This is a genomic window from Vibrio harveyi NBRC 15634 = ATCC 14126 = KCTC 12724 (genome assembly GCF_001591145.1).
GTDB classification, from domain to species: domain Bacteria; phylum Pseudomonadota; class Gammaproteobacteria; order Enterobacterales; family Vibrionaceae; genus Vibrio; species Vibrio harveyi.
This window is the reverse complement of sequence record NZ_BCUF01000025.1, coordinates 31,976-44,779: the sequence shown is the minus strand read 5'-3', so window position 1 is coordinate 44,779 and position 12,804 is coordinate 31,976. Positions and strand designations below refer to the sequence as shown.

Sequence of the window (12,804 nt, the reverse complement as noted above, 5' to 3'; positions counted from 1 at the left end):
ATGACGAGTATTCACTCGAAACTGTCACGAGTAAGGAAGCCTCGTGTTCACATTACCTATGATGTTGAAACCGAAGGAACAACGCTTAAAAAAGAGCTTCCTTTTGTGGTTGGTGTAATGGGCGACTTCGCTGGACAAAATACCGAAGCGTTGAAGCCTTTGAAAGACCGACGTTTCATTCAGATTGATCGAGACAACTTTGATGATGTTTTGAAAAAAATGAGTCCATCAGTGAAGTTTAAAGTCGCAAACAAATTGGCGAAAGATGACTCGCAATTTGAAGTGGATTTAAGCTTTAAATCTATGCAGGACTTCGAGCCCGCAGCGATTGTTAATCAAGTTGATCCTTTACGCCAACTGATGGAAACCCGAAATAAACTTCGTGACTTGATGACGAAGGTCGACCGCTCAGAAGAGTTAGAAAATATTCTAGAGGATGTATTAAACAACACGGAAAACCTGACAAAGTTGGCTGGAGAGTTAAACCTGGGCGAGTCAAGCTCTGTAGATAATCCAGAGGGAGCATAGTAATGACGACTCAAATTGACAAACAACTTGATCCAACGGTAGAGCAACAAACGTCATCATTCCTAGAGCAGGCGATTGGTGCAACAAAGCAAACAGAAGCTTCTCGTGCCGAAGAGTTGATCAAGACATTAACAGAAGAAGCAATGAAAGGTACCGTTTCCTGGAATAAGAACCTAACGGTGACGTTCCGTGAAGCAATCACGCTTCTTGACCAACAGATTTCGGAACAATTGTCTGAAGTCATGCATCACCCAGAACTACAAAAGCTTGAGGGCTCTTGGAGAGGCTTAAATTACTTAGTGATGAACTCGGAAACAAGTTCAGCATTGAAAATTCGCATGATCAGCATGACGAAAAAAGAGCTTCATAAGGATTTAAGCAAAGCGGTTGAGTTTGATCAGAGCCAAATCTTTAAGAAGGTGTATGAGTCTGAATTCGGTAGTGCTGGTGGTGAGCCTTATGGTGCGCTTATCGGTGACTATGAGTTTACAAACCATCCGGAAGATATCGAATCATTGCGCCTGATGTCTAACGTTGCTGCTTCTGGTTTCTCGCCGTTTCTTTCGGCGGCTTCACCGGCTTTGTTTGGCTTTGATGAATGGACGGAATTATCTAAACCTCGCGATTTGGATAAGGTATTCGAGTCATTGGAATACGCACAATGGCGTTCCTTCCGCGAAAGTGCTGACTCGCGTTTTGTAAGCCTAACCATGCCGAAAGTGCTAGCACGTTTGCCTTATGGTCAAGCGACTTCTCCAGTTGAAGAGTTTGGGTTTGAGGAGTTTGATGTTGACGCTGTTTCCGGCATTGCGACTAATGCAGAACACAACGACTACTGTTGGATGAACTCTTCGTATGTACTAGGTGCGAAGCTCACAGATGCTTTTTCAAAGTATGGCTTCTGTACAGCGATTCGAGGTGCAGAAGGTGGTGGTCGTGTAGACAATCTACCAACGCACTTCTTCATGAGTGATGATGGCGATCCTGATATGAAATGCCCAACAGAAATCGGTATTACTGACCGCAGAGAAGCGGAGTTAGGTAAACTTGGTTTCTTACCATTATGTCATTACAAAAACACAAACTATGCCGTGTTTTTTGGTGCGCAAACCTGTCAGAAACCAGCAAATCATGACTCTCCGGATGCGACAGCGAATGCTGCAATTTCCGCACGCTTACCTTACATGATGGCGACATCGCGTTTTGCCCATTATTTGAAAGTGATGGCTCGCGATAAGATCGGTAGCTTCATGGAAGCAGAAGATGTTGAATCATGGTTGAACCGTTGGATCTTAAGTTATGTGAACGCATCTGAAGGAGGCGGTCAGGAAATCCGCGCGAAATACCCATTGGCTGATGCTCGCGTGCAGGTTAAGGAGATTCCAGGCGCGCCAGGCTCTTACAATGCAGTAGCATGGTTGAAGCCTTGGTTACAGATGGAAGAGCTTACGACTTCATTACGCTTAGTTGCAAAAATCCCTCAATCGGGTGGTTAAGTGAATTGTGGTTGGCTTTATGGGTCAACCACACTTTCCCTCCTGTGGTGTGTAAAAATGACTAACGATACAGCGTTGAATTTCTTAGACCCAAGCGAGCTAAAGCATGAGTTTAGTCCGCTTGGGTGTGCGGAACTTAATAGTTACTGGATTACTCGGTTTGTCGAAACAGAAGATTCAATACACTCGGCAAAAATTTGGTTGGAAGGTACCAAAAGCAGAAGTGTTGCTGAATTTCGTCGCAGTTTGATTATGACCATCAATCAAATAGATCAATTGTTACAGAAACAACTAAATGAAATCATTCATCACCCGAGATATCAGCAGTTGGAGCGATCTTGGGTGGGGGTTAAGTATCTGTGTGAACAAACAGACGGTCAATCTGGTGAATTGGTAAAAATAAAGCTTTTATCGTCGACATGGGAAGAAGTCAGTAAAGATGCTTTAAAAGCAATCGAATTCGACCAGTCAGCTTTGTTTAAACTGCTTTACCAAAATGAATACGGCATGGCTGGAGGTGAGCCATTTGGACTGATAGTTGGTGATTATGAGCTTCGACATGACCCTAACCAAAACTACTTTGATCGGGATTTGTCGGTATTGGGTAAGATTGCCCAGACAGCAGCAGCTGCGTTTAGTCCTTTTGTCATGTCTGCGCAACCAAGTGTATTTGGGGTTGATCGTTTTTCGGAGTTGTCATCTACCACAGACATTACTTCTCAATTTGATCAAGTTGAGTATGGGAAGTGGCAACGCTTGAGAGAATCAGAAGATACAAAGTTTATAGGTATTGCAGCGCCTAATGTTCTTTTTAGGCAGCCTTATATCAAAGATGGTTCTCGGATAGAGGCGTTTAAGTTCGAGGAGACGATTGTTGAATCAGAACAAGAGTTGTTGTGGGGTAGCGCCGCTTTTTGTTTCGCCGCCATCGCAATTCGAACCTATCAAGAACATGGTTGGTTTACTCACATGAGAGGTGTGAAGCAAGGGGATTACACCCAAGGAGCCATTCTAGCTCCAACAAGAAGTTCTGTTCAGCTTATGAGTAAAAACACACGAGATAGGAGCCCTTTAAATCTGAAGGTATCAGAGCGTAAAGAGAAAGAGATATCCGATTGCGGTTTCATTACGATGTCACCTGTCGCAGAAACCGATTTAGTCGGCATGATATCCAGTGTGTCTATCCATAAGCCAAAGTTATTTGAAGACCAGAACATAACGATGAACGCCAAGCTGACTTCGATGCTGCAATATACATTATGTGTATCTCGAATCGCACATTACATAAAGGTAATGGGAAGAGACAAGGTTGGTGGGTATCAAGATTCTGATTCAATCCAGCGGGATTTTCAGCAATGGCTTCACCAATATACAACTGCTTCTGATGAAGCTTCTGATGAACTCAGAGCAAAGTATCCACTCAACGAAGCAAAAATAACAGTTAAAGAAAAACGCGATTCGCCAGGGCATTACTTTTCAGTAGTGCATTTAAGACCTCATTTTCAACTCGATCAAATGGTTTCGGCGGTCAAATTAATTACGGAGTTATCACCGGAGCAGGTGGTATAAGGGAACACGATGACAACATGGAAAAAAGCCTTATCTGAAGGTCAATTGCAGCAAGCTATTACTCTATTAATTGAAGAGATAAAGTCTGCCCCGAAAGATGCAAGCTTGCGAAGTTCGTTCATTGAGCTGCTTTGTATTAACGGTGATTTGGAGCGAGCGGACGATCAACTGATTCAATCGATCAAGCTATTTCCGGAATATTTGGCAGGTGCGAGTCAATTGCGTCATCTTGTAAAAGCGGCGCAAGCCCGTAAAGACTTTAGTGAGGGGGCAGCAACTGCGCAGTTTGTTGAAGGTGATTCAAAGGTTAACGAGTTGATCATCGAGTTGAATCTTGCCATCAAAAATAAAGACTATGAAAGTGGTTATGAGTTGGCGCAGCAGCTTGAAAAAGGAAGAACCACTAAACGCTTTTCTCAAAATGGAAGTATGACCGATGAGGTAAGGGATATCGACGACCGTTTGTCTGGTTATGTCGAGCTGTTTTCTACTGCGGGAAACTACTTTCTTGTCCCAATTAAAAATATTAAATATTTAGAAGTGAAGGATCCAAGCTCATTACTTGAAAATGTTTGGCGACCTGTGGAGTTTGATATTGAGGGTTTAGGTGAAGGAGAGGGGCACATGCCACTCACATACATAGACTCATCTACAGACGCCCAAAAGCTTGCCAAAGAAACGGATTGGATACAACTTGGCGCTAGCGAGTTGTTCGTAGGTTCAGGACAAAAGTGTTGGTTGGTTGGGGACAAAGCAGTACCTATTTTTGAGCTAAACCAACTGTCAGAAATCACAGAGCTTGCATAGAGGTTTAGATGGCACTGGCGGCATCCTTACTTGATAAGCTAATCGATAACGATCCTCAATCCCGAGAAGATAAAGACTTTCCACTCACTCAACAGTCGCTGATAGACAATTTATTGAGAGATTTAGAGTCGATGTTGAACAGTCGGATTGGGTGGAGAGAAGTCCCGTTTGAGTTAAAAGAAGCGAATAAATCAATCTTAAATTATGGTCTGCCTGATTTCTCTTCAATGCCATTCAGTAGCCAGCAAGGACAAGGGCAGCTCTGCGGCATTGTAAGAGCTGCCATTCGTGAATTTGAACCGCGTTTATCGTCGCCGGTTGTCAATATACTGCAGGAAAAGAGTGCGGTAGATCGCACTTTAAGGTTACAGATAAATGCAACGTGCCTTATAGGAAATAGTGAGCGCGACGTGACGTTTAATACCGAAGTTGAACCCGTAAATTTAGGCATGAAATTGAGTAGAGCAAAATGAGCGAAGAGTTCTTGAAGTACTATAACCGCGAGTTGGCATATTTGCGCCACAAAGGGCAGGAGTTTGGCGAGCAATACCCAAAGATTGCTGCGCGTTTGGGTATTAACGAAGAACAAGTAGATGACCCTCATGTAGAGAGGCTGTTAGAAGGTTGCGCGTTCATGACGGCGCGAATTCGCCAGAGTTTGGATAACAGTTATCCGCAGTTTACTGAGTCTTTAATGGGGCAACTACACCCAGACTTTCATGCTCCAATACCCTCGATGTCGATCATCAGAATGAAGTGTAATGGGTCAACGTCATCACCCTTTGATATACCTGCTGGAGAAAAAGTAAAGATCAGTGCTCCCGGTTTTGATGAGTGCGAATTTAAAACATGTTATGACACACAGATTTACCCTTGTGACGTTTCACAAGGAAGCTTTGATAATGCCCCTTTGGCATCGATAGGTTCTCGTTGGGAAACAAGTGCGCACTCGATGCTTAAGTTGAGGTTAAATTCAAATGAGAGTGGGGCGACATTTGCTGGAATGGGGGTTGAGACGCTGCGCTTTTACCTGAATGGTCAAACTCAACTCACACAAAGGCTATATCAACTTCTGTTCAAAAGTCTGATAGGCATATCGCTTTCAGCAAACGGCAAAGAAATTGCGTCATTGACACCACGCCACTTGCACGCAGTGGGATTTCATGATTCTCACAAAGTCGTTCCTTATAGTAAGCGCAGCTTTTCATCCGCAAGGATGTTAGTGGAGTATTTACATTTTCCTGAAAAGTTTATGTTTTTTGAGCTGCAGGATCTCGCACTTGAAAGATTAGAGATAGAAGGCGAGCTCGATATTAGTTTTTACTTTGATATCGACGATGACTGGTTACCAAAACAAGTAGATGAAGAAAGTGTGCTTTTAGGGTGTGTTCCAATCATTAACTTGTACGAAAGCACGATGGAGCCAACACGATTAGAAGCTTCAGAGTATGAGTATCAGATGTCTCCTGGGCATCAAAGTGCTGATTGCAGTGAAGTAGTTGCGATCACGGATGTTACTTTGAATAACTGGAACAAGTCTTATAAGAACTTACCCAGTTACTTCGCTGGCGAGCATAACCATTATATGAACAAAAGTGATTTGTTTTGGGTAATGAGGCGAGAAGATAAGAACTGGGCGGGGGGATTTGATGAACCAGGTAGGGATATCTATATTTCTTTTGTTAATAAAAAACATCAACAGTTTGAATTCGATAGCCATGACAGTTGGTTACTTTCAGTTAAGGCAGAGTGTTGTAATAGAAACATGCCCCAAAAATTGCCTTTTGGTGGCGGGTTGCCACACGTATTGCTACCAAAAGTAAGTGACAATTTTCAGCAAGTAAAATGTTTGGTCTCAATGACTGAAACAATCAGACCTGATATGGATGAAGGCAGCCGCTGGCAACTAACCAAATTATTAACGCTTTCCCACTTCACTGATGAGACAGGTCTAGCAACGTTAAAACAACGACTTAAACTCTATGCATTTGCGGGTACAGCTGAGACCAAAGCACTTATCGACGCCTTAGTAAAATTAGAATATCAACAAACCACAGGAAGGGTTAATGAACAGGGAAGAGTTGGTTTTGCTCATGGAGTAAAGCTGGTGCTTACCGTTTCTGATCAAATGCTATCTAAAGAGCAAACCTTTTTCTTAGGATGCGTACTTTCAGTGTATTTTGCGCAATTTGCTGAGGTAAATATTTTTACACAGTTAGAGGTAAAGACGAAATCTACGGACAAAGTATTTCATCGATGGCCTGCAATGCTTGGTGAAAAGGTATTGTTATGAATGAGGTGGATTTTTTTCAACAATTGAAAAAGCGACCATTGTTTGAAGCGATTCACCTCATTGAATTGGGATTACTTAAAGCTGGGGCTCAATTAGGGAGCGATTCATTACCTAAAAATGAAAAGGTAGATCTAAAAGTAAACTCAACGCTGGGTTATGAAAACGCACAACTTTCCAATGTTCATCGCTCTGGCAACGATAGGCTGATACTAGAAACAAACTTAATTGGTTTGACAGGGGAACAGGGCGTGTTACCCCATCATTACAGTGAACTTGCGATTAGTCGTCAAAAAGAAGGCGACGGAGCGATGGTGGATTTCTACGATATTTTCAATCACCGTTTACTTTCGTTGTATTACCGTAGTTGGCAGTTGAGTCAGATATCAGTTCAGGCACATGAACATTCTAAAGGGGCTCGTTCCCCTCTCATAAACAGTCTAGAAGCTGTTTCAGGTCACTCTGACCACCTAATTAATCACTACGCCGGCTTATTTGCATCGAGAAACAGAAGTAAAGGCGCACTAAAAACCATTATTGAAGACCTAACAGGGTGTGACGTTAGGTTACACGAGCTTCAAGGGCAATGGTTACGTTTATCAAAGGAAGAACAGACGAGATTAGGTGGAAAGTCGACGCCGGAAGGACAATTTGCTCAAGTCGGTAGAGGCGCATCTATAGGCGCAAAGGCGTGGAACATAAATGCAGCAGTGATGATCGAACTAATACCAACGAGTACAGAGCAAGTCAGTCAGTTACTGCCCAATAACCCATACATAAACACAGTTAAGTCTTTGGTCCATGAGTATGTAGGCAAACATAAGTCCATTAAGTGGAAGCTCACTACACGTCATAAGTATTTGCCCAAGGTGTGCATTACTAAACGACATGGTCAACTAGGGATTGGTACGGTTTTATCTAAACATAAGCGAACTGAAGATCGCGAAATAACTATCACCATTTAAAGGAATCACAATGGCTTTACTATCACTTTCAGCGTTGGTCGAAAGGTTGTCTCCTGTCGCTAAAGAAACGCTTGAACAAGCGGCTGCAATGGCGAGTTCTCGTACTCATCATAGTATAGAGATGACCCACTGGTTGTTATCCATACTCCAGCATCCCGCAGAGATTTATGTTGAAGTATTTAAGAAGTTTAATGTAAACCCGAAACTGGTTGAAACACAGTTATTGTCGCAATTGGAAAAATACAAAACGGGTTGTGAATCGGTGCCGGGACTTGCAACCCACACTGTTACTGTGATGCAAAATGCAGTGATGATAGCAACAATAGAGTTTGACGCACATGAACTCAACTGTATCCATCTATTAAGTGCTTATCTATCGGATGATTCCTTAGCGAATGCGATAAATCAACCTTGTCCTGAATTAAATAAAATTGAAGTGACGACATTGCCTGCATTCAATGAATCGCAGCAGGTAGCAACTTCTGCAGCAAAACAAACTAGCACTGCCTTGGATCAATTTACTGTTGATCTTACAGCACAAGCTAAAGCAGGAAAGCTTGACCCAGTTGTTGGGCGTGATAACGAAATTCGACTCATGGTAGATATATTGCTGCGAAGACGCCAAAACAACCCAATTCTCACAGGGGAGGCGGGAGTTGGTAAAACGGCTGTAGTAGAAGGGTTAGCCCTAAAAATTGTCGAAGGTGACGTCCCTCCAGCATTGCAAGGTGTTGCTATTAAGTCGTTAGATATGGCTTTACTACAAGCCGGAGCAGGAATGAAAGGTGAGTTTGAAAACCGCCTAAAACACGTCATAAAAGAAGTTAATCAATCTGATACACCGATTATTCTTTTTATCGATGAAGCTCATGGTCTGATTGGCGGAGGTGGTCAGGCGGGGCAAGGTGACGCTGCTAATATTTTAAAGCCAGCACTCGCAAGAGGTGAGTTAAGAACTATTGCTGCAACAACTTGGGCTGAGTACAAAAAGTACTTTGAAAAAGATGCAGCGCTGACTAGGCGTTTCCAAGTGGTCAAAGTAGATGAACCCACTCCGGAAGTTGCAGTGGATATGCTTCGCGGTTTATTGAATGTGATGTCGAACCATCATGGCGTATATATTACCAGCCAAGCATTAGAAGCCGCTGTTCAACTGTCTTCTCGATACATCAATGGTCGACAACTTCCTGACAAAGCGGTGTCAGTATTAGATACAGCGTGTTCACGCGTAGCCTTAAGTCAATCTTCAATACCCGGTGTATTGGATAACAAGAAAAAGGCAATGCAGCTAAAACAAGCAGAATTAGAACAACTGATTAAAGAGTCTCAATTTGGTCGCGACCATAGTGATGTGATAGAGAATATTCGAATCGAGATTGACCAGCTCTCTCACTCAGTACTTACTCTTGAGGCGCAATGGCAACAAGAACAACTTTGGGTTGAAGATGCAAAAGCCTTACGTAATAAAATCCTCCTATCTCCGTCAGATTCTGACAAACAAAAATTGATCGAGATTGAAGAACAACTCGGTACGAATGCTCAGCCTTTGGTGTTCTCTCATGTAGGGGATGCATTGATCGCCGAAGTAATCTCTGATTGGACTGGTATTCCGCTAGGTAAGCTGCAAGATGACGAGATTAAGGCAGTATTGAACTTAAAAGAGAGTTTAATTAAACGAGTTGTAGGGCAAAATCATGCTCTTGAAACCATGTCGGAAGTGATTAAAACGGCAAGAGCCCAACTTACAGATGAATCGAAGCCAAACGGGGTGTTTCTGCTTATTGGACCAAGCGGAGTCGGTAAAACTGAATCCGCATTAGCAATAGCGGAAAAGGTGTATGGTAGTGAAGAAAACGTTACCACGATCAACATGTCAGAGTTTAAAGAGGAACATAAAGTCTCATTACTATTAGGCTCTCCTCCTGGCTATGTCGGTTATGGTGAAGGTGGTGTGTTGACGGAGGCGGTGAGAAGGAAGCCATACAGCGTCATTCTTTTAGATGAAATGGAAAAAGCGCACCCAGGTGTCCAAGATATCTTTTATCAAGTGTTTGATAAGGGAATGATCAAAGATGGTGAAGGTAGAGACATTGACTTCAAAAATACCATTATCATTATGACGGCAAATACTGGTACAGATACAACAATGTCATTGTTTGAAGACCCTGACTTAGCTCCAGATGTTGGCGCCCTAAAAAATGCGTTGAGAGATGATTTAATTGCGGACTTTAAACCTGCTTTCTTGGGACGTGTAAATGTCCTACCTTACTTACCACTAGACGAAACAGTATTAAAAAATATTACTCACCTAAAAGTAAAAAAAATCTCAGATAGAATTAGAAAAAACTATTCCTCAGAGCTGATAGTGAGTGATCAACTAATAAATAATATTGTTGCTAGTAGTAATGAATCAGGAAGTGGAGCAAGGGTCATACAAACAACCATTGAAAATACACTGTTGCCTAAAATATCGCATGAAATCCTTACGGCGATTCTTAAAGGTAAGAATTTTAAAGAGATTAAGGTCGAGGGTGAAGTTAATTCTTTAACTGTCTCACTTTTATAACAATTATTTCAAAATGAAATTAATATGAGAGTTGCTTCGTAATAAGCATTTTACATTTAAAATAACGCTTATATTAAATCTAAATACAAGATATAAAATATCGTATTTAAAAATTGGTTTTTGATACATTAATCATTAGTTTTAATTGATGATTAAAATATAAAATTACTATGTAATATGTCATTAATAATGCTATAGGAGATTAGCATGCAGTCTAACACGTATCTTAAATATGCAGATATTAAAGGTGAGGCAACAGCCGAACAGTACAAGGATCTAATTACTCTACTATCTGTAGATTGGAGTGTTGGTCGTGAAATTTCATCGTACACTGGTACAGCGATGGACCGCGAAGCAAGTGCAACACGTCTATACGATTTGACGATCACTAAGCTTCAAGACCGTTCATCACCGGACCTATTTAAAGAAGCTACCATTGGTAAAGGTAAACCAGCGGTATTCCACATCACCAAGCAAGGTGAAAAGGTAGAAGAGATCATGAAAATCGAACTTACCGATGCAATGATTTCAAACTACTCTGTGTCAATCCAGGACGATCGTCCAATTGAAACAATCACTATTTCTTACACTGAAATGATGATGACAGTTACACCTACTGACGATAAGAACAACACATCTGCGCCATTAGTATATGGCTACAGCGGTGTTAAAGGTCAGCAAATGTAATTGTATTGCGGGAAGAGCTTTCTTCCCGCTATTTTATAAAGAAGTATCTAATGAAAAAAGCATCTCAGAAAAATAACTTTATACGAATTTCTTCACCATTTGGGAGTGATACGTTAATTCTTAATTCCTTTGAATATAAAGAGACTGTATCCCAACTTTTTTCATTGTATGCTCATGCTTATTTTAACGATCAACATGAGGAATTGAATAACATCATTGGAAAAGAGGTCTTGATCACGATGGATAATCATCCATCTGTTAGCGCTAAACCTCGTTATTTTCATGGGGTTGTATCTAGAGCCAGATTAACTGGTTCAAGGGTTACTACAGTTGAGCATGGTGAGAATTACAAAAACATAGATTTGTATATCGAGCCTAAAATTCGATTTTCTGATTACCGCACTAACTGCCGTATTTTTCAAAATAAAAGCATAGAAGAAATAATTTCATTGATTCTATCAGAACATGATGTGGAGTTCAGTTTTAAAACTCTAAGAAGTTACCCCAAGTATGCGTATAAAGTTCAATATGACGAAACTGATCTGGCATTTATAGAGCGGTTACTGTCTGAAGAGGGAGTTGCTTATTGCTTTTCGCATACAGAATCTTCCCATGTTATTGAATTTTTTGATGACGCTGATTACTACGAGTCAGGGGAAGAGTTCTTTGTTAATCATTCAACAGGTACGAGTGAAGTAAGCCACATTAGTTCATGGAATGAGACCCAAACACTGACGACTAAAAAAACATGTAAAGCAGGCTTTGATATGCTTAAGCCTTTGTCTCATCCGATGCACCAAGCGAATGGAAAGAGTGAATATTTTTCGGTACCAGTTAGTGAGCACTATGAGTATCTCGCGGAAACTGAGACTAAAGATGATTTTTCCTTACGCAACAAGCATGCAATTGAGTCGCTACAACAAGATGCTTATCAATGTAGTGGTGAAGCAAGTTGCAGAACCTTTACTGTTGGTAAATTATTTAAATTTAAAAAACATGAAGATGTAAGCCGTGTAGGTAAAGAGTTTGTCCTTTCTTCGGTTTCCATGTCTGCGTCAGTGCTCAATCAAACTGGGCAAGGTGGGACGTCAGCTCAAGGTTTTAAAATGTCTTTCCACTGCGTCGGTTCAAAAACCATGCTTCGTCCAAAAACTCATATTCGAAGACCTCAAGTTAGAGGTCTTCAAACCGCGATTGTTACTGGAAATGAGGATGGTGAGATTTACCTTGATAAGCATGGACGAATTAAAGTTCAGTTTCATTGGGATAGACAAGGTAAATATGATGCTAACAGTTCATGCTGGATTCGCGTTGCGCACGCTAGCGCGGGTAATGGCTGGGGTAGTATTTTCCACCCAAGAGTTGGTCAAGAGGTCATTGTCGATTTTGTTAATGGCGACCCGGATCAGCCTATAGTTACCGGCTCTCTTTACAATGGAACTCAAGAGACACCATACAAATTACCGGACCAAGCTTCTCAAAGTGGTTACAAATCTCGCTCTGTACAAAAAGAGGGAAATAACTACAACGAGCTTCGGTTTGAAGACAAGCCTGGAGATGAGCATGTCTACTTACACGCAGAAAAGCTGTTTCAAATGGTAGTCGAAGACTGTGCAGATATTTCTATAGAGAACAATAAAAAAGAAAAAGTCACCAATGAATTGCGCCAAGAAGTGGGTAAAAGTGCCGACCTTAAAGTAGGTGAGAATCAATCTTTAGATGTTGGTAAGGCATTATCAATTAATGCAGGAAAAAGTATTGAAATTAAGGTTGGTGGGGCGTCGATTCAAATGTCGAGTTCTGGCGAGATCAATATTAAGGGCAATAAGATCTCGATTAATGGCTCTGCCATCGCACTAAAAGCCGGGCAAATTTCTCTTAATTAAGGCGCGAAGA

At 41.5% G+C, this 12,804-nt stretch carries 10 protein-coding genes; all 10 read left to right on the top strand.

Annotated features, from left to right (window positions below; genetic code table 11):
- The 10 genes from tssB (at window position 1) to tssI (ending at window position 12,794) form a co-directional block, all read left to right on the top strand.
- Entirely contained in the window at window positions 1-528 is a 528-nt protein-coding gene (gene tssB / locus VHA02S_RS14140; protein ID WP_009699036.1) for a type VI secretion system contractile sheath small subunit, read from the top strand.
- 2 nt (window positions 529-530) lie between these two features.
- Entirely contained in the window at window positions 531-2,024 is a 1,494-nt protein-coding gene (gene tssC / locus VHA02S_RS14135; RefSeq protein ID WP_005447040.1) for a type VI secretion system contractile sheath large subunit, read from the top strand.
- Window positions 2,025-2,081: 57 nt separating this feature from the next.
- Window positions 2,082-3,593: a type VI secretion system contractile sheath large subunit gene (gene tssC / locus VHA02S_RS14130; RefSeq protein ID WP_038899501.1), complete on the top strand. Its 1,512-nt coding sequence runs from the start codon at window positions 2,082-2,084 to the stop codon at window positions 3,591-3,593.
- Window positions 3,594-3,602: 9 nt separating this feature from the next.
- Window positions 3,603-4,400, top strand: coding sequence for a type VI secretion system accessory protein TagJ (locus tag VHA02S_RS14125; RefSeq protein ID WP_038899502.1), 798 nt, complete (start codon window positions 3,603-3,605; stop codon window positions 4,398-4,400).
- A gap of 8 nt (window positions 4,401-4,408) precedes the next feature.
- Entirely contained in the window at window positions 4,409-4,873 is a 465-nt protein-coding gene (gene tssE, locus VHA02S_RS14120) for a type VI secretion system baseplate subunit TssE (RefSeq protein ID WP_038899503.1), read from the top strand.
- Complete coding sequence (gene tssF / locus VHA02S_RS14115) at window positions 4,870-6,693, top strand: type VI secretion system baseplate subunit TssF (RefSeq protein WP_038899504.1); 1,824 nt, start codon at window positions 4,870-4,872, stop codon at window positions 6,691-6,693. Before tssE ends, tssF begins: the two co-directional genes overlap by 4 nt.
- Window positions 6,690-7,655: a type VI secretion system baseplate subunit TssG gene (gene tssG, locus VHA02S_RS14110; RefSeq protein WP_005447032.1), complete on the top strand. Its 966-nt coding sequence runs from the start codon at window positions 6,690-6,692 to the stop codon at window positions 7,653-7,655. The genes tssF and tssG overlap by 4 nt, the downstream gene beginning before the upstream one ends.
- A gap of 10 nt (window positions 7,656-7,665) precedes the next feature.
- Window positions 7,666-10,221 carry a type VI secretion system ATPase TssH gene (tssH, locus tag VHA02S_RS14105; protein ID WP_038899505.1) on the top strand — a complete coding sequence of 852 codons (2,556 nt, stop codon included), beginning with the start codon at window positions 7,666-7,668 and terminating at the stop codon, window positions 10,219-10,221.
- A 207-nt stretch (window positions 10,222-10,428) separates the two neighbouring features.
- Window positions 10,429-10,908 carry an Hcp family type VI secretion system effector gene (locus tag VHA02S_RS14100; RefSeq protein WP_005447029.1) on the top strand — a complete coding sequence of 160 codons (480 nt, stop codon included), beginning with the start codon at window positions 10,429-10,431 and terminating at the stop codon, window positions 10,906-10,908.
- Window positions 10,909-10,958: 50 nt separating this feature from the next.
- A complete protein-coding gene (tssI, locus tag VHA02S_RS14095; RefSeq protein WP_038899506.1) occupies window positions 10,959-12,794 on the top strand; it encodes a type VI secretion system tip protein TssI/VgrG in 1,836 nt (611 codons plus the stop codon).
- Window positions 12,795-12,804: the final 10 nt, after the last annotated feature.